Source organism: Ferdinandcohnia sp. FSL W7-1320, assembly GCF_038050315.1.
Taxonomy (GTDB): Bacteria; Bacillota; Bacilli; order Bacillales; family Bacillaceae_L; genus Ferdinandcohnia; species Ferdinandcohnia aciditolerans.
Genome location: NZ_JBBPAM010000001.1, coordinates 2197838 through 2224337, shown reverse-complemented (window position 1 = coordinate 2224337; position 26500 = coordinate 2197838). Strand labels below are relative to the sequence as shown.

16 protein-coding genes and 3 rRNA genes are annotated in these 26500 nt (G+C 40.6%); 6 read left to right on the top strand and 13 right to left on the bottom strand.

The genetic code is table 11. The features are described from left to right. Window position 1 precedes the first annotated feature (1 nt). Together NST91_RS11210 and NST91_RS11205 are read right to left on the bottom strand one after the other, a co-directional pair. Window positions 2–2242, bottom strand: coding sequence for an ATP-binding cassette domain-containing protein (locus NST91_RS11210; protein ID WP_341331188.1), 2241 nt, complete (start codon window positions 2240–2242; stop codon window positions 2–4). A gap of 235 nt (window positions 2243–2477) precedes the next feature. Continuing rightward, window positions 2478–2660, bottom strand: coding sequence for a hypothetical protein (locus tag NST91_RS11205; protein WP_341331187.1), 183 nt, complete (start codon window positions 2658–2660; stop codon window positions 2478–2480). A 157-nt stretch (window positions 2661–2817) separates the two neighbouring features. Here NST91_RS11205 and NST91_RS11200 point away from each other — a divergent pair, with 157 nt between their 5' ends. Beyond that, a complete protein-coding gene (locus NST91_RS11200; protein ID WP_341331186.1) occupies window positions 2818–3960 on the top strand; it encodes an NADH-dependent flavin oxidoreductase in 1143 nt (380 codons plus the stop codon). A 132-nt stretch (window positions 3961–4092) separates the two neighbouring features. On the opposite strand, the gene NST91_RS11195 is transcribed toward NST91_RS11200, so the two are convergent. The 6 genes from NST91_RS11195 to NST91_RS11170 form a co-directional block, all read right to left on the bottom strand. Continuing rightward, the gene (locus NST91_RS11195) at window positions 4093–4764 is read right to left on the bottom strand and encodes a hypothetical protein (RefSeq protein WP_341331185.1); all 672 of its coding nucleotides are present in this window, start codon (window positions 4762–4764) and stop codon (window positions 4093–4095) included. 1347 nt (window positions 4765–6111) lie between these two features. Next, a 5S ribosomal RNA gene (gene rrf / locus NST91_RS11190) occupies window positions 6112–6227 on the bottom strand. Window positions 6228–6290: 63 nt separating this feature from the next. After that, a 23S ribosomal RNA gene (locus tag NST91_RS11185) occupies window positions 6291–9221 on the bottom strand. Between the two features lie 387 nt (window positions 9222–9608). Then, window positions 9609–11160 (bottom strand): 16S ribosomal RNA (locus NST91_RS11180). The 16S, 23S and 5S rRNA genes sit together here, the layout of an rRNA operon. Window positions 11161–11811: 651 nt before the next feature. Next, a complete protein-coding gene (locus NST91_RS11175) occupies window positions 11812–12582 on the bottom strand; it encodes an SDR family NAD(P)-dependent oxidoreductase (RefSeq protein WP_341331184.1) in 771 nt (256 codons plus the stop codon). 42 nt (window positions 12583–12624) lie between these two features. Then, on the bottom strand, window positions 12625–13659 hold the full coding sequence (locus tag NST91_RS11170; RefSeq protein ID WP_341331183.1) for a 2,3-butanediol dehydrogenase: 1035 nt from the start codon (window positions 13657–13659) through the stop codon (window positions 12625–12627). Window positions 13660–13774: 115 nt separating this feature from the next. Here NST91_RS11170 and NST91_RS11165 point away from each other — a divergent pair, with 115 nt between their 5' ends. Then, complete coding sequence (locus NST91_RS11165) at window positions 13775–14671, top strand: LysR family transcriptional regulator (RefSeq protein WP_341331182.1); 897 nt, start codon at window positions 13775–13777, stop codon at window positions 14669–14671. Between the two features lie 164 nt (window positions 14672–14835). Here the strand turns inward: NST91_RS11165 and NST91_RS11160 are convergent, their stop codons facing one another. Next, window positions 14836–16569, bottom strand: coding sequence for an ABC transporter ATP-binding protein (locus NST91_RS11160; protein ID WP_341331181.1), 1734 nt, complete (start codon window positions 16567–16569; stop codon window positions 14836–14838). Window positions 16570–16943: 374 nt separating this feature from the next. Here NST91_RS11160 and NST91_RS11155 point away from each other — a divergent pair, with 374 nt between their 5' ends. From NST91_RS11155 to NST91_RS11145, 3 genes are all read left to right on the top strand, one after another. Continuing rightward, window positions 16944–17801: a manganese catalase gene (locus NST91_RS11155; protein ID WP_341331180.1), complete on the top strand. Its 858-nt coding sequence runs from the start codon at window positions 16944–16946 to the stop codon at window positions 17799–17801. A 340-nt stretch (window positions 17802–18141) separates the two neighbouring features. After that, a complete protein-coding gene (locus tag NST91_RS11150) occupies window positions 18142–19926 on the top strand; it encodes an ABC transporter ATP-binding protein (RefSeq protein WP_341333528.1) in 1785 nt (594 codons plus the stop codon). Beyond that, a complete protein-coding gene (locus NST91_RS11145) occupies window positions 19923–22058 on the top strand; it encodes an ABC transporter ATP-binding protein (RefSeq protein WP_341331179.1) in 2136 nt (711 codons plus the stop codon). Before NST91_RS11150 ends, NST91_RS11145 begins: the two co-directional genes overlap by 4 nt. A gap of 14 nt (window positions 22059–22072) precedes the next feature. Here the strand turns inward: NST91_RS11145 and NST91_RS11140 are convergent, their stop codons facing one another. Further along, window positions 22073–22963: an AraC family transcriptional regulator gene (locus NST91_RS11140; protein ID WP_341331178.1), complete on the bottom strand. Its 891-nt coding sequence runs from the start codon at window positions 22961–22963 to the stop codon at window positions 22073–22075. A gap of 162 nt (window positions 22964–23125) precedes the next feature. Here NST91_RS11140 and NST91_RS11135 point away from each other — a divergent pair, with 162 nt between their 5' ends. Continuing rightward, on the top strand, window positions 23126–23593 hold the full coding sequence (locus NST91_RS11135) for a hypothetical protein (RefSeq protein WP_341331177.1): 468 nt from the start codon (window positions 23126–23128) through the stop codon (window positions 23591–23593). A 50-nt stretch (window positions 23594–23643) separates the two neighbouring features. Here NST91_RS11135 and NST91_RS11130 read toward each other — a convergent pair whose 3' ends face one another. From NST91_RS11130 to NST91_RS11120, 3 genes are all read right to left on the bottom strand, one after another. Then, the gene (locus tag NST91_RS11130) at window positions 23644–24552 is read right to left on the bottom strand and encodes an AEC family transporter (protein ID WP_341331176.1); all 909 of its coding nucleotides are present in this window, start codon (window positions 24550–24552) and stop codon (window positions 23644–23646) included. 195 nt (window positions 24553–24747) lie between these two features. Further along, window positions 24748–25677 carry a sensor histidine kinase gene (locus tag NST91_RS11125; protein ID WP_341331175.1) on the bottom strand — a complete coding sequence of 310 codons (930 nt, stop codon included), beginning with the start codon at window positions 25675–25677 and terminating at the stop codon, window positions 24748–24750. Window positions 25678–25823: 146 nt separating this feature from the next. Continuing rightward, complete coding sequence (locus tag NST91_RS11120) at window positions 25824–26495, bottom strand: response regulator transcription factor (RefSeq protein WP_341331174.1); 672 nt, start codon at window positions 26493–26495, stop codon at window positions 25824–25826. Window positions 26496–26500 lie beyond the last annotated feature (5 nt).

The following is a 26500-nucleotide window of genomic DNA, read 5'->3' as shown; positions in this document are numbered from 1 at the left end:
TTTAAATATACTTAGCTGTTATTGATCGTTCACAATTTTTTAGTCCTCCAGGTGGCCCTTCATATAAAATTTCTCCACCACCTGTACCTCCATCTGGACCTAAATCAATAATCCAATCACTATTTCGTATGACGTCTAGGTTATGTTCTATGACAATAACTGTATTACCCTTTTCAACTAATTTTTCGATAATCGCTAGAATATTGGAAACATCGGACAGATGCAGTCCGGTTGTCGGTTCATCTAAAATATAGATATTCCCCTTTTTATTTATCTCTTTTGCGAGCTTCAGTCGTTGACTCTCTCCACCAGATAATGTGTTTAGTGGTTGGCCTAAAGACAAATATCCAAGTCCAACAGTCGCCATACTTGTCAATTGGCGCTTGATATCTTTGGCTTCAAAAAACTCCACAGCTTCTGCTACAGACATATCCATAACCTCTACAATATTTTTTCCTTTGTACAGGTATTGAAGGACCTCCTGTTTGTAACGATCTCCGTGACATTCACTGCATTCCATTTCCATTTTATCCATGAAGGATAAGTTAAGCTCTACCGTTCCTGTTCCACCACATGTTTCACAAGCACCTTTTGAATTATAGCTGAATAATCCACTCTCCACATTGTTCGCTTCTGAAAATGCTTTTCGAATCGAATTCATAATACCGGAGAAGGTTGCCGGATTGGATCGTATGTTACCATGAACCTGGCTTTGGTCTATACGAATGGAATCTGGAAAATCCTTTGCAAAAACCTCGTTTACAAGCGTACTTTTACCAGAACCCGCTACCCCCGTAACAACAGTAAAAACTCCGATTGGCACGCGAATGCTCACATTTTTCAAATTGTGGAGGCTACTTTTTTTACTTTCCAAAAACTCATTAACAGGTCTGGGATTTGTTTTAATTTCCATTTTCTTGTTTAAAAACTGAGCAGTAAGTGTATCAGAAGATAATAACCCCTGATAACTTCCACTATACATGATATGTCCTCCACCAGTACCTGCATTTGGACCAACATCGATGATATGGTCTGCAATTTGAATAACATCAGGGTCATGCTCCACAACTAAAACCGTATTTCCCTTATCTCTTAACTTTACTAGTAATTCATTTAATCGGTAGACATCACGTGGATGTAGTCCTGTACTTGGTTCATCAAATATGTACATTAATCCAGTTAGGTTACTGGACAAATATTTCACCATTTTTACACGCTGAGACTCTCCACCAGATAGAGTAGGTGTTTCCCTTGTTAAGGTCAAATAACTTAGTCCAATGTCGCAAAGATTTTTAACACGTTCTGCAACCCCGTCTACAATTGGTTTCACACTTGGTACATCAAAGCTTTGAAGAACATCCATTAATTCATCGAGTTGCATGGATGTCAGGTCATAAATGGAATAACCTTTGAAAGTTGAAGACAAGACCTTCTCATTGTACCGTGTCCCTTGGCAGCTAGGGCATTTGCCAGTTGTCGTAAATTCTTTCAGCTTTTTCTCAGCAGCTTTCGATGTATCTTTATCTCGATTCACATTTTGTCTCATAAATTTAACGGCCAAGCCCTCATACGTTGTGTTAATCTCACCATTCATATAATTAACGACGATTTTTTCCTCACCGGCATAAACGAGCTTTTCAAACTCTTCCTTGGTATAATCCTTTATTTTCTTATCGTTGTCGAAGAATCCAGACTCAGCATATGCTTTCCATTGCCATGTCCCTGGACCAAACCCCGGAAGTAAAATCGCTCCTTCATTTAAGGACTTTTCTTTATCTAACGCAGCTTCGAGGTTTAATGTAATCGTTCTACCAATCCCCTCACAATGTGGGCACATCCCAAGTGGATCATTAAAGGAATATGCATTACTCCAGCCAATGCTTGGTTGTGCAAACCGTGAAAAAAGAAGTCGTAACAAAGGATGAATGTCAGTAACCGTCCCAAGAGTTGATCTTGCATTACCACCAAGACGTTTCTGGTCAACTATAATTGCAGTGGAAAGGTTATTAATTTCATCCGCCTCAGGCCGGCCGTATTTCGGCAGAAACTGACGGGCAAAACTACTAAAAGTCTCATTTAGCTGACGACCTGCCTCCTGTGCTATCGTATCAAATACAATCGATGACTTCCCAGAACCAGAAACCCCGGTAAAAATCGTAATTTTCCCCTTCGGAATCTGAACATGAACATTTTTCAAATTGTTCTCCCGTCCATTAATAACTTCAATAAACTCCTGCATCATTCAATCATCATCTCCCTTACTTCGTACAATTTAGCTTGTCCATCTTACCACAACTTGGGACAGAGGGACAGGTCCCGCGTCCCACTATTTCTATCTAATCTACCTCTCTAAATCACATCATTCCATTTCCTTTTATAAAAATGGTAAATAATGAAATAGGCATTTTAATTGCCTAATCAAAATGTTGGAGAAAAATTTTTATATGACCAGACAAGTTCAACTTGGTAAAACAGATTCACAGCAAGATGAAACCAAGCGTTTGACCAATATTTAAGTAGCATTTACTTTTAAAAGTGACCCCTACATATGGTAAAATAAAATTCCTTGGCAGGGGCATTTCAAAAAACGAGTTGGCATCTATATGACCAGCTCGTTTTTTCATATAACCACTTAACATGGTGGTACCAATTCCATCCATCGATTATCTCTCCCTCTCCCATATAAGCAGAAAACTTTAAACTGTTTCTTTTAGAATGTATCATTATTTTTGCACGCTAATAAAGTACCACTGATTAGCTAAGTATATAATGGTACTGTTTTTTTCATAACAATCAACTGTTAAGGAGGCTTCAACAATGAATGTAGACAATAAATTTATGCTATCAACTTACACTCTCCCTAATGGAGTTGAATTAAAAAACAGGCTGGTCATGGCACCAATGACTAACTTTTCATCTAACCCAGATGGAACTGTTTCAGATGCAGAAGTGAATTACTACGCACGCCGCTCAAGTGGTGTTAGTATGGTAATCACGGCTTGTACATATGTTACACCAAATGGAAAAGGATTCCATGGTGAATTTGCTGGTGATAAAGATGAGATGATTCCGAGTTTAACTCGATTAGCCAACGCGATTAAAGAACAAGGTGCAAAAGCGATCTTACAAATTTTTCATGGCGGAAGAATGTGCCCTCCTGAATTAGTTCCAAATGGAGAAATTGTGAGCGCAAGTGATGTACCTGCAGTTAGTGGCGGAGCATCAACCGAGGAACCTGATGTAAAACCAAGACCATTAACTGAGGGCGAAGTTGAAGATATTATTAAGGCATTCGGAGATACAACTCGTCGTGCAATTGAAGCAGGCTATGATGGAGTTGAAATACATGGAGCTAACGGCTATCTCATTCAACAGTTCTTCTCTCCTCATTCAAATCGTCGTGAAGACCGATATGGAGGCAATTTAGAAAAACGTATGACCTTCCCCCTCGCAATTGTGGATGAAGTGCAAAGAGTCGTAAAAGAACATGCAACTCCAGAGTTTATAGTTGGCTATCGTTTTTCACCAGAAGAACCTGAAACACCGGGAATTACAATGGGTGATACACTTAAACTAGTTGATACACTAGCGAATAAAGGCTTAACTTATTTACATGTGTCAATAAGTGAATTTTTCTCAACAGCAAGAAGAGGTGTTGATGACACAGACAAACCTCGTATCGAATACTTGCTAGAAACGATTAATAATCGGGTTCCTTTGATTGGAGTCGGGTCTATTTATTCAGCAGATGAAGCTCGAAAAGCCTTTAATACAGGAGTACCTTTACTTGCATTAGGTAGAGAATTAATCATTGACCCAGATTGGGTACAAAAAGTAGCAGAAGATAAAGAAAAAGACATCATAACAAAAATAGACAAAACCAAACAAAAAGAATTAGTCATTCCAGATCCACTATGGAATGCAATCATCCACACCCCTGGCTGGTTCCCAGGAGTATAGGTGAGTCAGAGGGACAGGTCCATCGTCCCACCATTTTTTGTGAAAAGGGACACTGAAAAGCCAGTGTCCCTTTTTCATTGCTAAGATACCTTTTACTCCTTTAACTAAGCCTAATCCTCAAATAACTCTATATTAATCTTTTATTGCTGGGTATTCGATATAGGTATCTGCAACTTTTGGAAGGTTGGAAGAGGTAAAGTTTTCCCAATTTATTTTATCTGCGGTGGACTTCGATAGGATAATTGTTACAATCGGTCCAATCTTCGCATTTCCATACGCATCTTGTAATGGAAACACCCAATCAAGTGTAAATTCAGATACGTCATCCCTGCTTGTATAAATCTTTTGTAGGATATCGGTACTATCTCGTTGTATACTTTTGCGAATTGTATTTTTTGTAAAGTTATCGTCAGCTACAGCCTGTACCCACACAACATCTCCATCAACAGAGACTTTTTGCACTCGACTTTTTAGCTTTTCTTCATCGTGATTCGATGTTTCGCCTGCTTCCTTCTTAACTGCGTATTCAACAAAGCCACTTAAATCTTCAGGTACTTTTTCTTTTTCAGCTGTCTGTTCTTTACTAGGCTGCTCTTCTTTTTCCGGAACTTCTTTTTTATTTTCCTCCACTGGTTCTTCTTTTTCTACTACCGTATCATCCGTACTATTTTGCTCCTCTTGTGGTGCCGGAGGAGCTTGATCTTCCTCATCCCCACCTAATATGGCAGCGCAAGAACCAATAATGATAATAAGAATGAGTAACCCGAAACAGCCAAGACAACCTTTCTTTTTCTTATCAGCCAAAATGAACACCACCTAATAAATTTGTTCCCTTATTTTTTGAAGACAAATTGTTTTTATACAGTCGTTCAATAAAGAAGCTACGTATAAAGGTTTTCTGAAGTGGAAACATAACAGCATCTAAAGGTGACTTTTATAATTTGGAGGTGAAAAATCATGTTAAAGGATTCAAAAGTGGATGCGAAGGGGCATATTAAAAACAAACAAGACTCTAAAAAGCAAACGAAAAATAAACCTGAAACAAAATAGACTCAAAGGGAAGGGTCCATTGTTCCAAGGTGAATGAACGTATCATCCACTCTTAATATCTTGATTAAAAAGCTATTTTACGTAGAAAAGTTTTAGTAAGATATGAAAGATAAAATAAACTACGACATAACATTTTATTTTTTAAAATAAGAAAAGACCAACTATAACGGTTGGTCTCTCAATCGCAAGCGACGTCCTACTCTCACAGGGACAAAGGCCCAACTACCATCGGCGCAAGAGCTTAACTTCCGTGTTCGGTGGTCGGCTTCCTATGAGCGGCAGATTTCTACGTCAGCTGCACTCGACTCCAATCCTCATGTACAAAGTACATTCCGGTTGTCGCTTCCTTGAACTCTTTGCTCCTCGAAATCCGACCTACTCTATTTTATTGTCTTTTCCCCGTAAAAACCTTCTTTTACACCACAAAACCTTACGGTTTTGAAAAAACAAAAAAGACCAACCATAACGGTTGATCTTTTAATTGCCTAGCGACGTCCTACTCTCACAGGGACAAAGTCCCAACTACCATCGGCGCAAGAGCTTAACTTCCGTGTTCAGTGGTCGGCTTCCTATGAGCGGCAGATTTCTGCGTCAGCTGCACTCGACTCCAATCCTCATGTACATAGTACATTCCGGTTGTCGCTCCCTTGCTTCCTTGAACTCTTTGCTCCTCGAAACCCGACCTATTCTATTTTATTGTCTTATTCCCGTAAAAACCTTCTTTTACACCACAAAACCTTTCGGTTTTGAAAAAACAAAAAAAGACCAACCATAACGGTTGATCTCTTAATTGCCTAGCGACGTCCTACTCTCACAGGGACAAAGTCCCAACTACCATTGGCGCAAGAGCTTAACTTCCGTGTTCGGTGGTCGGCTTCCGATGAGCGGCAGATTTCTGCGTCAGCTGCACTCGACTCCAATCCTCATGTACATAGTACATTCCGGTTGTCGCTCCCTTGCTTCCTTGAACTCTTTGCTCCTCGAAACCCGACCTATTCTATTTTTTTATTCTTATTCCCGTCAAAAGCGCCTTTATCACCATAAAACCTTTCGGTTTTTTGAAAAACAAAAAGACCAACCATAACGGTTGATCTCTTAATTGCCTAGCGACGTCCTACTCTCACAGGGACAAAGTCCCAACTACCATTGGCGCTGAAGAACTTAACTTCCGTGTTCGGTATGGGAACGGGTGTGACCTCTTCGCTATCGCCACTAGACTATGTTGAAGGATTCATTCCTTCAAAACTAGATAACGTACGTGCATTCATCTTCGAAGTATTTTGGTTAAGTCCTCGATCGATTAGTATCAGTCAGCTGCACATGTCACCATGCTTCCACCTCTGACCTATCAACCTCGTCATCTTCGAGGGATCTTACTAGTTTAACACTATGGGAAATCTCATCTTGAGGGGGGCTTCATGCTTAGATGCTTTCAGCACTTATCCCTTCCACACATAGCTACCCAGCTATGCCCTTGGCAGAACAACTGGTACACCAGCGGTGTGTCCATCCCGGTCCTCTCGTACTAAGGACAGCTCCTCTCAAATTTCCTACGCCCACGACGGATAGGGACCGAACTGTCTCACGACGTTCTGAACCCAGCTCGCGTACCGCTTTAATGGGCGAACAGCCCAACCCTTGGGACCGACTACAGCCCCAGGATGCGATGAGCCGACATCGAGGTGCCAAACCTCCCCGTCGATGTGGACTCTTGGGGGAGATAAGCCTGTTATCCCCGGGGTAGCTTTTATCCGTTGAGCGATGGCCCTTCCATGCGGAACCACCGGATCACTAAGCCCGACTTTCGTCCCTGCTCGACTTGTAGGTCTCGCAGTCAAGCTCCCTTGTGCCTTTACACTCTACGAATGATTTCCAACCATTCTGAGGGAACCTTTGGGCGCCTCCGTTACTTTTTAGGAGGCGACCGCCCCAGTCAAACTGCCCACCTGACACTGTCTCCAAGGCCGATAAGGCCTTCGGGTTAGAATTTCAATACAGCCAGGGTAGTATCCCACCGATGCCTCCACCGAAGCTGGCGCTCCGGCTTCCAAGGCTCCTACCTATCCTGTACAAGCTGTACCAAAATTCAATATCAGGCTGCAGTAAAGCTCCACGGGGTCTTTCCGTCCTGTCGCGGGTAACCTGCATCTTCACAGGTACTATAATTTCACCGAGTCTCTCGTTGAGACAGTGCCCAGATCGTTACACCTTTCGTGCGGGTCAGAACTTACCTGACAAGGAATTTCGCTACCTTAGGACCGTTATAGTTACGGCCGCCGTTTACTGGGGCTTCGATTCAGAGCTTCGCTTGCGCTAACCCCTCCTCTTAACCTTCCAGCACCGGGCAGGTGTCAGCCCCTATACTTCGCCTTGCGGCTTCGCAGAGACCTGTGTTTTTGCTAAACAGTCGCCTGGGCCTATTCACTGCGGCTCTTCAGGGCATTCACCCTAAAAAGCACCCCTTCTCCCGAAGTTACGGGGTCATTTTGCCGAGTTCCTTAACGAGAGTTCTCTCGATCACCTTAGGATTCTCTCCTCGCCTACCTGTGTCGGTTTGCGGTACGGGCACCATTTACCTCGCTAGAAGCTTTTCTTGGCAGTGTGGAATCAGGAACTTCGGTACTATATTTCCCTCGCCATCACAGCTCAACCTTACGGTAAGCGGATTTGCCTACTTACCAGTCTAACTGCTTGGACGCACATATCCAACAGTGCGCTTACCCTATCCTCCTGCGTCCCTCCATCGCTCAAACGGTAAAGAGGTGGTACAGGAATATCAACCTGTTGTCCATCGCCTACGCTTTTCAGCCTCGGCTTAGGTCCCGACTAACCCTGAGCGGACGAGCCTTCCTCAGGAAACCTTAGGCATTCGGTGGATGGGATTCTCACCCATCTTTCGCTACTCATACCGGCATTCTCACTTCTAAGCGCTCCACCAGTCCTCACGGTCTGACTTCACGGCACTTAGAACGCTCTCCTACCATTGTTCGTAAGAACAATCCACAGCTTCGGTGATACGTTTAGCCCCGGTACATTTTCGGCGCAGAGTCACTCGACCAGTGAGCTATTACGCACTCTTTAAATGGTGGCTGCTTCTAAGCCAACATCCTGGTTGTCTAAGCAACTCCACATCCTTTTCCACTTAACGTATACTTTGGGACCTTAGCTGGTGGTCTGGGCTGTTTCCCTCTTGACTACGGATCTTATCACTCGCAGTCTGACTCCCGAGAATCAAGTCTTTGGCATTCGGAGTTTGACTGAATTCGGTAACCCGATGAGGGCCCCTAGTCCAATCAGTGCTCTACCTCCAAGACTCTATACTCGAGGCTAGCCCTAAAGCTATTTCGGAGAGAACCAGCTATCTCCAAGTTCGATTGGAATTTCTCCGCTACCCACACCTCATCCCCGCACTTTTCAACGTGCGTGGGTTCGGGCCTCCATTCAGTGTTACCTGAACTTCACCCTGGACATGGGTAGATCACCTGGTTTCGGGTCTACGACCACGTACTATTTCGCCCTATTCAGACTCGCTTTCGCTGCGGCTCCGTCTCTTCAACTTAACCTTGCACGGGATCGTAACTCGCCGGTTCATTCTACAAAAGGCACGCCATCACACATAAATGTGCTTTGACTACTTGTAGGCACACGGTTTCAGGTTCTATTTCACTCCCCTCCCGGGGTGCTTTTCACCTTTCCCTCACGGTACTGGTTCACTATCGGTCACTAGGGAGTATTTAGCCTTGGGAGATGGTCCTCCCAGCTTCCGACGGGATTTCTCGTGTCCCGCCGTACTCAGGATCCACTCAAGAGAGAACGAAGTTTCGACTACAGGGTTGTTACCTTCTCTGACGGACCTTTCCAGGTCACTTCGTCTACTTCGCTCTTTTGTAACTCCGTATAGAGTGTCCTACAACCCCAAGAGGCAAGCCTCTTGGTTTGGGCTATCTTCCGTTTCGCTCGCCGCTACTCAGGAAATCGCGTTTGCTTTCTCTTCCTCCGGGTACTAAGATGTTTCAGTTCCCCGGGTCTACCTTCTCTTACCCTATGTATTCAGGTAAGGATACTGCCCCATTACGAGCAGTGGGTTTCCCCATTCGGAAATCTTCGGATCAATGCTTACTTACAGCTCCCCGAAGCATATCGGTGTTAGTACCGTCCTTCATCGGCTCCTAGTGCCAAGGCATCCACCGTGCGCCCTTCATAACTTAACCTATTTCGGCTTCGATAAGCTGCGAATTTCTTCGTTGACTCGCTTTCTCCGCTGCTCATGCACCCTAAAGTGCACTTCCGCTGCTCGAAAACTCGTCGCCTCGAACTTCTTGCTTCTCGTGCGCCTTCAAGTTTTAAAGAACTTTTACTACTTCAATGAATGTTTTGTTACGTTATCTAGTTTTCAAGGAACAAAGCTACTGACTTCAATCACATCGTGATTAAACATCAGTGAGTAATCTTCATGCAGCTTTGCGCTGAGGAATCAATCATCTTCGATTAATCTAGCAGACGCAAGTGCAATATTGAAAGCACAAAAAAGCACTCTCAAAACTGACCACAATACAAAACGTCTTTTTATGAAGTTCGTAGAACTTCAGTTTCCTTAGAAAGGAGGTGATCCAGCCGCACCTTCCGATACGGCTACCTTGTTACGACTTCACCCCAATCATCTGTCCCACCTTAGGCGGCTGGCTCCTTGCGGTTACCCCACCGACTTCGGGTGTTACAAACTCTCGTGGTGTGACGGGCGGTGTGTACAAGGCCCGGGAACGTATTCACCGCGGCATGCTGATCCGCGATTACTAGCGATTCCGGCTTCATGCAGGCGAGTTGCAGCCTGCAATCCGAACTGAGAATGGTTTTATGGGATTGGCTTAACCTCGCGGTTTCGCTGCCCTTTGTACCATCCATTGTAGCACGTGTGTAGCCCAGGTCATAAGGGGCATGATGATTTGACGTCATCCCCACCTTCCTCCGGTTTGTCACCGGCAGTCACCTTAGAGTGCCCAACTGAATGCTGGCAACTAAGATCAAGGGTTGCGCTCGTTGCGGGACTTAACCCAACATCTCACGACACGAGCTGACGACAACCATGCACCACCTGTCACTTATGTCCCCGAAGGGAAAGCTCTATCTCTAGAGATGGCATAAGGATGTCAAGACCTGGTAAGGTTCTTCGCGTTGCTTCGAATTAAACCACATGCTCCACCGCTTGTGCGGGCCCCCGTCAATTCCTTTGAGTTTCAGTCTTGCGACCGTACTCCCCAGGCGGAGTGCTTAATGCGTTTGCTGCAGCACTAAAGGGCGGAAACCCTCTAACACTTAGCACTCATCGTTTACGGCGTGGACTACCAGGGTATCTAATCCTGTTCGCTCCCCACGCTTTCGCGCCTCAGCGTCAGTTACAGACCAGAGAGCCGCCTTCGCCACTGGTGTTCCTCCACATCTCTACGCATTTCACCGCTACACGTGGAATTCCGCTCTCCTCTTCTGCACTCAAGTCCCCCAGTTTCCAATGACCCTCCACGGTTGAGCCGTGGGCTTTCACATCAGACTTAAAGGACCGCCTGCGCGCGCTTTACGCCCAATAATTCCGGATAACGCTTGCCACCTACGTATTACCGCGGCTGCTGGCACGTAGTTAGCCGTGGCTTTCTGGTTAGGTACCGTCAAGGTACCGCCCTATTCGAACGGTACTTGTTCTTCCCTAACAACAGAGCTTTACGATCCGAAGACCTTCTTCGCTCACGCGGCGTTGCTCCGTCAGACTTTCGTCCATTGCGGAAGATTCCCTACTGCTGCCTCCCGTAGGAGTCTGGGCCGTGTCTCAGTCCCAGTGTGGCCGATCACCCTCTCAGGTCGGCTACGCATCGTCGCCTTGGTGAGCCATTACCTCACCAACTAGCTAATGCGCCGCGGGCCCATCTATAAGTGATAGCTAAAAGCCATCTTTTAATATGAGACCATGTGGTCTCATATGTTATCCGGTATTAGCTCCGGTTTCCCGAAGTTATCCCAGTCTTATAGGCAGGTTGCCCACGTGTTACTCACCCGTCCGCCGCTAACTTTTGGGAGCAAGCTCCCAAAAGTTCGCTCGACTTGCATGTATTAGGCACGCCGCCAGCGTTCATCCTGAGCCAGGATCAAACTCTCCAATAAGAGTATTGATTGCTCAATAATTTGTTACTTTAGAATTAAACGTTGACGCTTGTATTGTGTTCAGTTTTCAAAGAACTTTTTAGCGCCGCTCAAAAGCGACTTTGCTAATATATCATGTTTCTTTATATGAAGTCAACACTTTTTTAATTGTTAATTTCATAGATTCGAAGAACATAAAATTATATTAACATAATAAGATAAACAAATCAAGATAGCAATTTGTCGTTTTATTTATTTGTATCGAAACGACAAAATTAATATTATCATTTTAATCAACTCCTATCAACAACCAATTTATTACAAATATAATCACATACAATTATTTGGATATAACACCTACATATAATCAAATAAATGCATATCTATTTTATAGTCTTCCTCAACCATTCTACTTATGTAATTGTTCAGATGTAGAATCAATATGTTTAATTCTCCCTTTTGTAGATTAAACAATATGTATTCTTTTATATTTTCTTTATGTAATGAGAAATTTAATCTACTTGGAGATTTGTTCACATCATGATAACTAACAAATGGTAAGAACAGCCACCATTGACGGTCAAATAGAAGAGACTTAGCAAAGAAATATCTAACTGAAAAGTATAAAACAGACGGAAATACATTCCGTCTGTTTTACACCACAACCATTTCTTAAATAAATTTACTCAAATCAGGATATCCACTTACTGCCCATGCACCATCCACAATCAAGCTTGCTCCATTTACGTAGGAAGCATCATCACTGACTAAGAATAAAGCAGGTCCTGCCATTTCATCCGGTGCACCAGCACGTCTCATTGGGATACGCTCCATATATGCTTCATTAATAGCATCAACATCTGTTAATCCTTTTGTTAGTGGAGTCGAAACTAATCCTGGTAGAATGGCATTTACACGGATATTATGCTGTGCTAACTCTAAAGCTGCATTCTTCGTTAACATTTCTACTCCCGCTTTTGCAGATGAATAAGCTGCTCCATAAAACATCGGAACATGAGCATTCAATGAAGCAACGTTAACAATCGCTCCACCTCCATTCTCCTTCATGAATTTTGCTTCATGCTTTACAGATAAAAATACACCTTTTAAACAGAGATCAACTGTGAAATCCCAATCTTCTTCACTTTGGTCTACAATTGCACCTGCCTTGGAAGCACCAGCTACATTAAAGGCGTAATCAAGTCCACCAAATGTTTCAACTGTTTGCCTTACTAGAGCCTCGATATCACTCTCTTTTGTCACATTGGTAACGCAACCGATTAGATTTCCTTTATAAGTTTCTTCAAGTTCTTTCAGCTTATCTGCATTCAAATCTGCAACTGCTACTTTTACGTTGGATTCTATTAAACGTTGAACAATTGCATATCCAATTCCAGAAGCTCCTCCAGTAACGATCGCGACTTTTCCTGATAGGTTTGTCATCAAACACACTCTCCCTTATGTAAAATAAATATATTATTGCCTTTACGGTCTTACTAAAATTTTTGCTTGCTTTTTATCATTGATTAATTGATTAAAGCCTTCTTCAACAATGTCTTTCAGTTCAATTTTCTTAGTGATTACAGATTTTACGTCTAATCTACCAGTCGCAATCATCTCAATTACTTCTGGAAATACATGTCTGTATGCAAGAGTAGATGTAATATCGGCAGCCTTAAACATAACTTGTCCCATATCAATTGCAACAGGTTTTGCATATACAGCTATTGCCATAACTTGTCCACCTTGTTTTACAGAAGCAACAGCACTTGTCATCGTTGGTTGCGCTCCAGCACACTCATAGGCAACACTAACTCCACCGTTTGATAATTCAAGAATTGTTTCAACAATATCATCACGCATTCCATCAATAACCGTAGTTGCACCTAGTTCTTTTGCTTTTTCTAAGCGTTCTGTTGACAAATCAACTACAATAATTTGTGTTGCACCAGCTGCTTTAACAGAAAGTAATGTTAATAATCCGATTGGTCCCGCACCAAATATAGCAACAGCATCACCCGGTTTTAATTTACTTTCTCTTACTGCATAGAAAGAAACCGCAGTTGGTTCAACCAAAGCTCCTTCCTCAAATGAAACATTTTCAGGAAGAACATGTACCATGTTTTCATCAACGATTACATATTCAGCAAAACCGCCATCTCGGTTTAATCCAACAAAGCCAACCTTGCTACATTGGTTATAGTAACCTCTTTTACACGCGTAGCATTCTCCACAGTAAAGAAGAGGCTCGATTGCAACTCTTTCACCAACTTGATAACGTGTTACATCATCCGCAACCTCTACAATTGTTCCAGAAAATTCATGTCCTAGCGTGATCGGTGGCTTTTGACCGCTAATTGGATGCGCTTCCATTGATAAGCCATGTAAATACGCATGTAGGTCGCTTCCGCAAATACCTGCCCACTCTACTTTCACCTTCATTTTCCCAGATGAAATGACTGGCTCTGTTATCTCTTCAACACGTAGGTCCTTCATATCATGCCAAACTGCTGCTTGCATAGTTTCCCCTCCATATTCTAATAAACTAGTACTCTTTTAGTATAACTCTTTGATTACTTTTGCAAAAGTTAATATAATTTATCATATGTTAAGTATTACTTAAGGAAGTGAAATTATGAATATAGAACAGCTATCTTATATTGTAGAAGTTGCAAAGGTAAAATCATTGGCAGAAGCCTCGAGAACATTAAACATTAGTCAATCTGCACTAAGTCAAGCCATTACGAAATTAGAAGCAGAACTCAGCCTTAAACTGTTTCATCGTAATCGAACTGGTGCTACCCCAACAAAGGAAGGGATTTTCATTGTTGAAAGAGCACAAGAAGCATTACATGCTATTTACCAAGTTAAAGAGGAAGCGAGAAATCAACTAAACAATAGTAATGATTTACTAAGGATTTCCGTAATACCAGGTTTAACAAGCCCTATCGTAGACACTTATTTATCTTTAAAAAGGGGCGGTTCTACTTTAAAAATAGAAGTAAATGAGAGAGCGAGCTTTGAAATAGTAGATGATGTAAGGACAAATAAAATTGATATTGGTTTCATTGCCATTAATAAATCAAATATAGACTCGATAACTGATCTTCATTTCAATCCGATTATCCGGGGAAAAATATTAGCTTATGTTTCTAAACAATCCCCTTTGGCTAACACAGAAGTAACAACTCCCGAATTATTACGACAACAAACATTTGTCATTTATAAGGATGAGTATGTAGAAAATTTTATTACAAACTTCCAAAGATTATACGGCCCAATTGATATTTTCTTTAAAACTACTAATCTAGATGTAATATATAAAGCTGTTATAGAATTAGGTGCAGTTACCATTGGACATGATATATCTACTAAATTTAATGTGAACCATCCCCCTGACCAAATTATAGCGATAGATATGGAAGATTCGATTGATACATCATTTCGATTTGGATGGATTACGAAAAATGATAATATCCTATCAAAGGAAGCGAATCGGTATATTGATGAGGTGAATCGTGTATTAAAATAACGTTAATTCGTTTTTCTAGTTATTTGTTATACACTGCTTCTCTGAGTTACAATATTGCTTTCGTACGAAATTCCCTTGAAGCACTATTAATGTAAAAAAAGTTTTAATAAATACAAAGGACAGGTTCTATTGAATATTTTCCCAATAGAACCTGTCCAATAAACTCATGTCAACTGCTGTTCTGCAAAACTTCTATATAAGTCATGGCCCTCAATTAATTCCTGATGTGTCCCTTTGCCTGTGACTTTTCCTTTTTCAATAAAAATGATTTGATCGGCGTCCACAATGGTTGACAATCGATGAGCAATGACAAAGGTGGTGCGACCTTCCATGAGTCGCGATAATGCTTCTTGAACAATACTCTCGGATTGGCTATCGAGACTTGCCGTTGCCTCGTCCATCATGAGAATTTTGGGATCCCGTAAAAAGGCCCGGGCAATCGCAATCCGTTGCCTCTGTCCACCAGATAATTTTACACCCCGTTCCCCTACTTCGGTATCTAATCCTTGTGAGAAAGCACGAATGAATTCATCCGCATAAGCCATTTTTGCCACTTCCCATAAGCGGTCGTCTGAGATTTGATCTGCATTCTTCAATCCGTAGCATAAATTTTCACGAATAGTTCCCGCCATCATCGCACTTTCCTGAGATACATAGCCAATTTGACTTCGCCATGATTCGAGTGATAGCTCGTGAATAGGAATGTCACCTATTCGAATTTCACCAGTTGTTGGTTCGTAATACCGTTCCAACAAGCCAAACATCGTCGTTTTTCCTCCACCACTTGGTCCTGCAAAAGCAATCATTTGGCCAGGTTTTGCTTCAAATGACACGTCTTGAATGACTGGCTCCTCCTCTTCATAGGAAAAAGAAACATTTTCAACTTGAATTGGTAAATTTGAAATATCAATATCTTTTCCTTTCTGTCCTTCTTCTAATGGAAGTTCGATGATATCAATAATCCGTTCTGTTGCGCCTTTTGCTTTTTGCAACTGGGTGAAAAACATAGCAAATGATGTAATCGGAAAAATAATTTGAAACAAATAAAGTAGGAATGCAACAAGTGAACCTGTGGTCATTGATCTATTTGCCACACGGATTCCTCCATATCCAATAATAATAACAATGACAATCATGACAATTGTGTACATGAGTGGACCAATTAGTGCGAAAATCTTTGCCTCTTTTAGCCCGTATGTTAGTAGATTTTGGACTCCGGTAATCCCTTTTTTCGCTTCAAAGCGTTCAGCTGTTGAAGACTTCATCAATCGAATCTCACTAATGGTTTGTTGAATTTTTCCTGAAAATGTGGCGGTTTCATCCTGCAATCCTCGTGAGATTTTAGCCATCTTACCTCCAAGTGGCATCATGATGACCATTGTAAGTGGAACGGATACGAGCATGAGAAGTGTCATTTTCCAATCCATAATTAACAAAATGATGATTGCCCCAATGATCGAGATAACACCAGTTATAAATTGCGGGAAATGCTGCGAAATTAAATCCTTTACTATTCCGGTATCATTTACTACTCGGCTAACCGACTCCCCACTTTGTTGCTTATCGAAATAGCTGACCGGTAATCGGATGAGCTTTTCCCACATTTTTTCTCGCAATCGCGAAACAATCCGTTGACCGACGGCAGCAAGCATATAAGTTGATACACCATCAATCACCGCTTGTAAAAGAAACACAGCTGCAATGATTGCGATTAAAGTACCATTAATCGAGATTCCGGAAAATCCATCCACAAGCTCTCGCGTTAATAACGGAATCGACAGCCCCACAAAAGTTGTAATAATACTCCCAACTAAACCAAGTGTCAGTGCTGCCTTCGGAATATTCGTTGACAAGATCAACCGAAAAAACGGTCTCAACCCATTATCCTCTTTTTTCATACCTATTTACTCCTTCCTGAAACTAAGCACACCTGTCCTAGGATAGAAAGTTCCTTCGTGGGACAGAGGGACAGGTCCATTGTCCCAAACTTACAATTAATCCATTTCCAAACATATCGCTCCTTTACCTACGAATCAAACTAGATAAAGTTACAACTCTTGTACAGTTATTCCATTTCCATTTTCTATTAAATGTGGCTGACCTGTCCCCATGAACAACTGTGCACTCCCCCTCCCCAATTTGTACTAAATACTGACATACACCCATTTTTTTCTAATGTAAACACCTAATTGGTACCGCTTCATCCTCTAATTAACATAGGCAATTTATACAAGACCTATGAATTCGTTTTATATGTGGAGGTAGATAAACGATGTTCTATCATATTAAAGAATTACAGTATCGAGCGAAACCAGAGCGTCCCGATGCGCTTTTTGCAAAACAACTTCAAGAGGTGCTAGGTGGACAATTTGGCGAAATTTCTGTTGCACTTCAATATTTATTCCAAGGATGGAATGTTCGAGGGGCTGATGGCAAATATAAGGATTTACTTATGGATACAGGTACGGAGGAACTTGCTCACATCGAAATGTTGGCAACAATGATTGCAAGACTCCTTGACGGCGCTCCAGTTGGTGACCAAGAAATTGCTGCGAAAGATCCTGTAATTGGGGCAATTCTAGGTGGGATGAACCCACAACACGCAATCGTTTCGGGGCTTGGAGCGATGCCAGCCGATAGTGTAGGCAATCGTTGGACAGCTGATTATATTATAGCGAGTGGGAATCTATTAGCCGACTTCCGTGCAAATTTAACTGCTGAATCTCAAGGTCGTTTGCAAGTTGCTCGATTGTATGAATCAACAACTGACCGTGGTGTAAAGGATATGCTTTCATGGTTACTTGCGAGAGACACGATGCATCAAAATCAGTGGATAGCCGCAATTTATGAACTCGAATCAAAAGAAAATATTGTGGTACCTAGTACATTCCCACGCGAGTTAGAAAAACGCGAAGTTTCTCATGTACTGTTCAATTTCTCTCGAGGAAACGAAAGTGCTACAGGTAGATGGGCGAGTGGACCAAGTATGGATGGTGAAGGTGTATTTAAATATGTAGAAAACCCTCAACCATTAGCCAAAGCGCCTAAACTACGTCCAGCACCACCATACATTCACGACACATTACCAGCCGTACTTCAAAATGGCTTAGTACCTCCAAGCATGTACTAAACTTGAGATGGGACAGAGGGACAGGTACATCGTCCCAGTTTCCTTTTCCATTTTGCTACAGTTGTTAAAATCGGAAAATGTGAAAGTATTCTTCTTTCAGGGATCAACAGTATTTCTTTTTTTCCACTTTAGTTTTCGTGTCTCGCAGACTGGGACACGGGACCTGTCCCTGCGACCCACACCTTCGACCCACATGAGATCCCCCAGATAAACACGTGAAACCCACCCCCTTCCATAGCAAGATAATCCATGTAAGTTGATAGGGAAATCCATGTTACCTTTGAAAGTTATGCGGTAATCTTACCTTACGACATTTTTTTAGAAGGTGATGGATTTGGATGTGAAACCTATTTTCCGTGAGCATTTGATTCAAAATAAATGGGGCTATATAATGGGTACCATTTTGGTTACGATATCCCTCATATTGCAACTTGTTGTTCCAATGTTGCTTGAAGTCTTCACAGATGGTCTACAAACCTTTTCTACAAACAGCGATGAACTAATCCGGATTGCCTTTTGGATGGTCATAGTGGGAATTGGTGTATTTGCCTTCAGGTCTACAGGAAGAATTTATATTTTTCGTTTATCAAGACTGTTAGAACGAAATATTCGTGAACGATTATTTTCTCATTGGGAGACTTTGCAAACAGAGTATTATCAAAAGCAACGGATTGGAAACTTAATGGCACATGCTGTTAATGATGTAAATGTCTTAAGACAAATCGGTATGCAAGGTGTGTTCCAAACATTAGAAGCAGCTGTACTAATAACAGTGACAGTCATCATGATGGCGACGACCATTGATTTGTATTTAACATTGTTAGTCCTTTTACCACTCCCTGGTTTAACCTACTTGGCTTATCGATTTCGCATAAAAATTAGGATGCACTCTAATCTAGTACAAGAAGCTATTGGCAGCTTAACGAGCCGAGTCCAAGAATATTGCTCAGGCATCAGAATCATTAAAACATATGTCCAAGAAAAATCCGAACTAAAAAAATTCGAACAGGACAATCAAACCAATGTAGAGGCAAATCAACAATTAATTCGGTCTAACTCCCTTTTCAACTCACTTAGTCAAGGAATCGTTGGGCTCAGCTACCTTACCTCGATTGTGTTTGGTTCGATTTTGGTTATGCAAAACACCATATCCCTTGGTGAATTTGTTGCCTTTAATACCTATTTATCACTTTTAGTTGGTCCTATTGAAAATTTAGGTAAAGTTATTAATTTACTTCAACAAGGATCCGCGGCCGATTTACGTTTACGAGAGGTACTTTCTACAAAACCTTCTATCAAGGACGAAGAAGGAATTGTAAACATGCCATCTATTCAAGGCGACATTATGATTAAGGGTCTATCTTTTTCGTATCAAAATAAACAAGGTCATGCACTTTCTTCTATTGATTTACACATACCAAAAGGCACAACCTTAGCTATTGTTGGAAAGATCGGTAGTGGCAAATCGACCCTTGTTAATCTACTTCTACGAATCTACAATCCACCTCGAAAAACCATCTTTATCGACCATACAGATATTCGGGATATACCGCTTAAAACATTGCGGCAATCAATCGGGTTTGTTCCACAAGATCATTTTCTTTTTTCCATATCCATCAAGGAAAATATCGGATTTGATCCAAAGGGATTTAATGATCACCAAGTGGAACTTGCTGCAAAGCAAGCCCATGTTTATCAGGATATTACCGATTTGCCGCAAGGGTTTGAAACTTCCTTAGGGGAACGCGGCCTGTCATTATCAGGAGGCCAACGACAACGTGTTAGTATTGCTCGCGCCTTGGTGAAAGAAGCACCCATTATGATTTTTGATGACAGCTTGTCTGCTGTTGATTCGAAAACAGAAAAAAATATTTTACACACACTTAGAACGAAAATGAAAGATACCACAACAATCCTGATTAGCCACCGAATTTCCACAATTCAGCACGCTGACCAGATTATTGTTCTTGACGGAGGAAAAATTATTGAAAGGGGAACACATCAGACTCTTTTAAGAAACGACGGGGTATATAAAAAAATGCATAACCAGCAGTTGACCGGACTAAATGTCAATCCGTCCCACTCCCATGGGAAACCGATTGCGATTAAGAGGAGGAATCGATGATCGAGAAGAATGTAACAAACCAACTCAAAAAATATAGTGACCAACAATTATTACGAAACATTCTCGCGTTTGCAAAACCTTATTGGAAGCTCTTTGTATTCTCTCTTCTGTTGACAACCTTGATTGTTATCGCAAGTCTGGCTCAGCCCTATTTAATAAAAATTGCGATTGACAATCATATTAATGGAATCTATGCACCTATGGTTTTTGTCGACCAATCCGAAAAAGACCAAGCATTACATATACTCGACGAACAAGGTATTAAAGGGAAAGAAGTTACTACTTTTGAGGGACATACGTATTTTCGTATAACTGAATCTGGTGGTGAACTACCCGCTGGTGTGCAAAAAGCAAGTATCGTTTCCATCGAAGGAACAAATTATCTCATCCATGGCTGGAATACTGGATTAAAGAATCCAACTAACTATGAGATTACGAATAATCAAATTTCCATTAACGACAACTTCTACCCGGTTATATCCTTGCAAGGAGATGCGGAGCAATTATTTCGCGGCCAGGATTATACCGGCATGATTTGGCTTGGAGTGCTTTATTTTGTGTTGATTATTGGTTCATCCGTTCTTACGTATTTTCAAAATAACTCCTTACAATTTACTGGTCAATCTGTCATCTTTGATATCCGGCAAACAATTATGAAGCATTTATCTTGTATGCAGGTTTCATTTTATGATAAAAATCCAATCGGGCGACTTGTCACACGAATCACACATGATGTCGAAGCTTTGAACCAACTTTATTCTCAAGTCATTGTAAATCTCATACGTGAAATCTTATTGCTAATTGGGATTATCGTGATTATGTTACAAATGAGCGTAAAGCTTACATTAATTAGTTTTACAGTGATTCCATTCATCGCCCTACTTACGTTTTATTTCAAAAAAGTCATTCGTAACGCTCAAAGGTATGTACGTTTTGTCTTGAGTAGATTGAACGCCTATTTAGCAGAAAATCTATCAGGTATGAGTATTATTCAGATCTTTGTTCGTGAAGAAAAGCAATTAGAGCAATTTAATGAATTGAATCAAGAACATTATCGGGCCGGGATGCGTCAAACCGTTTTGAATTCGATTTTTAATCCATCCATTGGCTTCTTTGGTAATATTTCGATGGCTTTATTAATTTGGTATGGAGGCAGAAATGTATTAGACGGTGCCCTTACATTTGGCGTGGTGTATGCATTCACCCACTATGTACGGCAATTTTTTGAACCATTACGAGGTCTTGCCGACAGGTTTAATCAAATACAAGCAGCGCTTGCATCTGCAGAACGGATTTTTGATACATTGGAAACAAAGCCCACGATAGTGGATAAAGCGGACCCTATTAAACTGCCAGACAAGGTGAACGGAAAAATTGAGTTTAAAAATGTATGGTTTGCTTATCAATCAGAAGATTGGGTGTTAAAGGATGTCAGTTTCACCATCTCCCCTGGAGAAACAATCGGTATTGTTGGCGCAACGGGTGCAGGGAAAAGTTCTATCATACAATTAATCAATCGTTTTTATGATATTCAAAAAGGAAGTATCACTTTAGATGGGGTATCAATAAAGGATGTAGAAATAAGTGAGTTGCGAAAGCATGTGGGGATTATCCAGCAGGACAGTTTTGTGTTTTCAGGAACTGTATTTGATAATATTCGCCTAAATAATAAAACAATCGGTGATGAAGAAATAAGAAGAGCAGCAAAATCTGTTGGGATTGACCCCTTCTTTAAAAACCTACCACAACAATACGAAACTTTACTTGGAGAACAAGGAACGGTGTTATCGACCGGGCAACGACAGCTTCTGTCCTTTTTACGAGCGATGATGGCAAATCCTGACGTCTTAATATTAGATGAAGCCACTGCCAATATTGATACAGAAACCGAAATCGTTGTGCAGGATACCCTAAAGCGAATTTCAAAAAACCGAACAACAATTATCATAGCGCATCGTCTCTCCACCATTCAACATGCAGATAATATCATTGTTTTAGATAAAGGTAGAATTATAGAAATGGGTACCCACCCTCGCCTTTTTCAACAAAAAGGCGCGTATTATCGCTTATGTATGAGTCAAAACAAACAACAAATGACGAAAAAACAAAAAACGAGACTGTTTCACTTATAGCTAAATGACTACCATTATTTCGGCTTTTCATCAGAAATAGGGTAGTCATTTTTTGTTAAACTTACAAATATCTTGTGGTTATCACTAAATTGAGTTGGGGAAACACCTACGATTCTTTTAAAAATGCGGCTAAAATATAACTCATCCTGATACCCCACACTTTGGCTGATTTCTTTAATTCGAAAATCGGAAATCGCCAATAGTTCTTTTGCACGGTCAATGCGAACATGTGTTAAGTAATCGATCGGGCTATAGCCCACATATTCCTTAAATAGACGTGCATAATGACTCGTACTCAACCCTGCCATCATGGCTAAATCTGAAAGATTCATATGTTCATGATAATGATTTACAATATAATCGATAGTGGTATCGATGGCCATTGTCGAATTTCCTGTAATCTTTTGCGAGCGAAAATCTTGAATAATCATCAGCAATAATTCTTGAAAATGCAATTTTCGCTGCATCGCTACTGTCGGACCTCTTCGTTTGGAGAGTTGATGGATTTGATCCAACACATGAATCATATTTCCCGTATTAGTAATTGGAAAAACTCCCTGTAAAGGAAAAGATTTTGCTTCAGGACGTTCAAAATTCCAATGCCCTTTATCCTCAAAAGCTACTGCATATGTAAAACGAACGAAATAAAATTCAAGCGGATTTGATGAGGATGTCTTTTTTTCGCAGATCATCCCCGGCCGAAAAATTACTAGTTTACCAGGTTTCAACTTATACTTTGTGCCGTCGATTGTTACTTCGCCACTCCCTTTTGTAATAAACCAAAGTGAATGGTGTGGCTGCTCACGAAACGGCTTATACCAGTCAGGCTTACACCTCTTGTAACCGGACAGTAATAATGAAAAGACAAGCTGATTTATATGCTTTGCTATTTTCCCTGTATTCACACAAACACCACCTCACAAAAGAATCCCCATATCCTATTCACGAACAATTATAAATATTCCATTAAGACAAGGATCTCTCGTCCCCAAATGGGCCATCAAACCTCGTCTCTCAAGACACCATTTCCAAGACCATTCCATAAACTGTAGATATGGGGTGATAATGTGAAACGTTGGTTGAAGTTCTTTATTTTATTTTACCTCTCAGTTTTATTTTTTGGCAGTTTTTTAGCAATCGGTGTATTGTGGGTTGGTGCACTTGATGAAACACTCCACATCCAAGTAAACATTAAAATGTTCCTATATTATTTCTTCGCCGGAGCCATTGGCGGTTCACTTCGACATCTGTATATGTTTTGTTCCCATTATATGAACGATAAATTAATCGATCCTCGTCATTGGGTCATGTATATTTTCTTCCCGCTATTTGCTACAGGTACGGCTGTCATCGCTGTCACCCTTATTCAAAGTGGGATTTTAATGATTGATTTCACCGACAATATTGATGGTCCCTTTGCACAGGTCAGTGTCGCCTTCTTTGTCGGATTTGGCTTTAACCGATTTCTAAATAAACTCAATGAGATCTCATCAGGCATGTTTGATATGAGAAAACAAGATCAAAGAAAGGGCTGATTTATTCAGTCCTTATAAGACAAAAAGTGACCCGGAATCGGGCCACTTTTTTAGATTAGATTGGCAAATACATATAAAATTACGATACTCACCAAGATTGTGATATTAGTAACCGTTGCAATTAACCGAATGCTTTCATTACTGTACTTGAATTCAACCGCAAATGGGATGACTGATGAAGCAACCGGAAGCAGCAAACCAATTAATACGGTGTATCGAAACATATCCTCGTATGGAAGCAGAAAGAACAAGGTGACTCCAATCAGCAAGCCCACTCCATACCGGAACGTTAAAAATTTCAACATCGGCTTCAAAAATTGCTTTTCAAATTTAAAATTTAAATAAAGCCCCAAAAGTAATAAGCACAATGGCATATTAGCTTGTGAAATGGTACTTGCCACATTAATGACGATTTCCGGTAATTTAATATGACTTAAATTTAAAGTACTTGCAATTAAATACGTCATCAATGGGATTGATTTCGTAAGTTTTTTTAGAATCGAAATCGGTTTGAGACTTAAACCTTCTTCAGAAAAATAGCTACCTAAAATATAGCTAATGCCAAAGACAATTAAGGATGTTCCCACATCAAATATACTAAAATACGTCAATCCGTCGATTCCCCAAATTGCAAAAACAAGTGGAAACGCAAATAAACCAACATTAAATCCGGACGACATCATCAAAAACGAACCCTTAAGCTCTTTTTTCTCATTTTTAAAAATAACCATGCCCAGTAAAGATATGATAATTCCATAAACAAGAACAATAATTGGAATTAAAATAAGCTTCAATTCAATTTCAACCGTATCAAACGTCACAAGCACTAACGCAGGAAGCGTGATTTTAAAAATAAGCTTGGAGATCGTCTCTCCATCCTTCTCCTGCAAAATACCAATGCGCTTCAACACATACCCCAGCGCAATAATCAAAACAATATACAAAAACTCCTCATTCATAAAACACTACTCCTCTGTCAGACAAAAGTTGCTTCCTGGGTCAGAGGGACAGGTCCCTTGTCCCACCAATATTTCCCATCTGTATATCAATCTATCTTTCAATTCTAATCAAAAGTTCAACAGAATGATAGATGCAAAAATCACAAATAAAAATCGAGAGTCTGCAAAATTATTTGCAAAACTCTCGATACTTTTTTATTTCGATTCATTTAGGGCAGAAACCTGTCCCATATTAATTGGAAGGTGAATAGTTAGAATAAACCAATTTGAATTGAGTTCTGCTTCCATTTTCCCATTCATCCTTTCAACTAGCTTCTTAGATAGATAAAGCCCCAATCCGCTTGCCTCGGTATTTGTGCGACTCGTAACCTCTGTATAGAATCGGGTAAATACTTTTTCTATAGCGACTTTACTATCTGATTTGATATCATTTTTCACACTAAAAATAAGAAAGTTTCTCTCGATCTGATAGCTGATCATCGCTTTACTTTTGGCATAACGAAGGATATTTTGAACAATATTTTGGATAACACGAACGAGCATTAATTTGTCAGCAATAATTTGCCTATCATTTATCTGTTCTGGAAATTGGAGCTCGATATTCTTTTCCTCAAGTTGTTCATAGAAGGACAAAAAGATTTCTTCAACCAGGTTAGAAAGAATAATCGATGATAACTCTATTTCTCGTTGGTTTGTTTCAATTCGAGCCAGATTATAAAATTGATCGGTCATATCTATCAGACGTTTAACAGATTGATCGATAATTTTTAAATACTGCGCCCTTTTTGTTTCATCCGTGGTTGTATGTAAGAGTTCAACATAACCCTTGATTGACGTAAGTGGTGTTCGTATATCATGAGATAACCCAGCAATAGATAACTTAACATTTTCTTCCATCTGCTTTGCCTGACGATTTTTATCTTCAAACGTATCAATCATTTGGTTCAACTCATCAACTACATCCATCAATGCCTTCTCACGAAAATCAAGTGAAAGCCTACCTCCAAATCCAGAACGGTTTGGAAGGTCCTTAATCTCTTGTTTTAATTTACGTAGTTCTCGTTTTAAGAAATAAAGATAAAGAAGAAGCGCCAATGCAAGTGTGACAAATATCCATCCCCACATTCCATCCACGCTCCTTTCAATCAAATACGCATAAAAGTATTTGCCACACAACTTTTCGAGTTTGCAAGAAATTTTCCCTTGGAAAAATCGTGGCATTGTCGGTGGCATTAACTTTAATCAGCAGAAGTGGGACCTGCCAAATAATGTTAATCGAATTTAAAACCAATTCCCCATACTGTTTTAATGTAATTCGTTCCCCCATGGTTGAGTTTATTTCGTAAATTACTAATATGCATGTTTATCGTTTTTTCACTATCAAAAAATGGTTCATTCCAAATACTTTCATAAATATTGGCGCGACTAAACACCTTTTGAGGATTCTCTAAAAACAGGAGTAAAATCGCGTATTCACGTCCAGTCAAATGAACTTGTTCTCCATCGGTTTCCACTTCACGCGTGTCTAAATTCACACTGATGTTTTTATAATGAATTTCTTTCATTTGACTTACTGACGTACTGGCTGCATGACGTAATTGAATGTAAATCCGTGCAAGAAGTTCCTTCAGATCAAAAGGTTTTATGATATAATCATCTGCTCCTGATGTTAACAGATGCAATTTCGAATCCTGATCATTTTTTGCTGAAATCACTATTACAGGAACTGTAGAGTTTTGCCGGAGCTGCTGAAGAAAATCTTCTCCATTCATCCCCGGAAGCATCAAATCTAAAAGAACTAAATCGACCTGATTTTGTTCAAATAACAACTTTCCTTCAGTTCCTGAGAATGCACTGAGTGTTCGAAAATCTTGTAATTCCAATGCTTCCTTAATAAGCGAATGAATTGCCATATCGTCTTCAATAATTAAAATGGCTGCCATATAAA

Bases quoted from the DNA above. Each gene is read 5' to 3' on its own strand.
- NST91_RS11210 (WP_341331188.1), bottom strand. From the start codon at position 2,242: ATGATGCAGGAGTTTATTGAAGTTATTAATGGACGGGAGAACAATTTG.
- NST91_RS11205 (WP_341331187.1), bottom strand. From the start codon at position 2,660: ATGGATGGAATTGGTACCACCATGTTAAGTGGTTATATGAAAAAACGA.
- NST91_RS11200 (WP_341331186.1), top strand. From the start codon at position 2,818: ATGAATGTAGACAATAAATTTATGCTATCAACTTACACTCTCCCTAAT.
- NST91_RS11175 (WP_341331184.1), bottom strand. From the start codon at position 12,582: ATGACAAACCTATCAGGAAAAGTCGCGATCGTTACTGGAGGAGCTTCT.
- NST91_RS11170 (WP_341331183.1), bottom strand. From the start codon at position 13,659: ATGCAAGCAGCAGTTTGGCATGATATGAAGGACCTACGTGTTGAAGAG.
- NST91_RS11165 (WP_341331182.1), top strand. From the start codon at position 13,775: ATGAATATAGAACAGCTATCTTATATTGTAGAAGTTGCAAAGGTAAAA.
- NST91_RS11160 (WP_341331181.1), bottom strand. From the start codon at position 16,569: ATGAAAAAAGAGGATAATGGGTTGAGACCGTTTTTTCGGTTGATCTTG.
- NST91_RS11155 (WP_341331180.1), top strand. From the start codon at position 16,944: ATGTTCTATCATATTAAAGAATTACAGTATCGAGCGAAACCAGAGCGT.
- NST91_RS11145 (WP_341331179.1), top strand. From the start codon at position 19,923: ATGATCGAGAAGAATGTAACAAACCAACTCAAAAAATATAGTGACCAA.
- NST91_RS11130 (WP_341331176.1), bottom strand. From the start codon at position 24,552: ATGAATGAGGAGTTTTTGTATATTGTTTTGATTATTGCGCTGGGGTAT.
- NST91_RS11125 (WP_341331175.1), bottom strand. From the start codon at position 25,677: ATGTGGGGATGGATATTTGTCACACTTGCATTGGCGCTTCTTCTTTAT.
- NST91_RS11120 (WP_341331174.1), bottom strand. From the start codon at position 26,495: ATGGCAGCCATTTTAATTATTGAAGACGATATGGCAATTCATTCGCTT.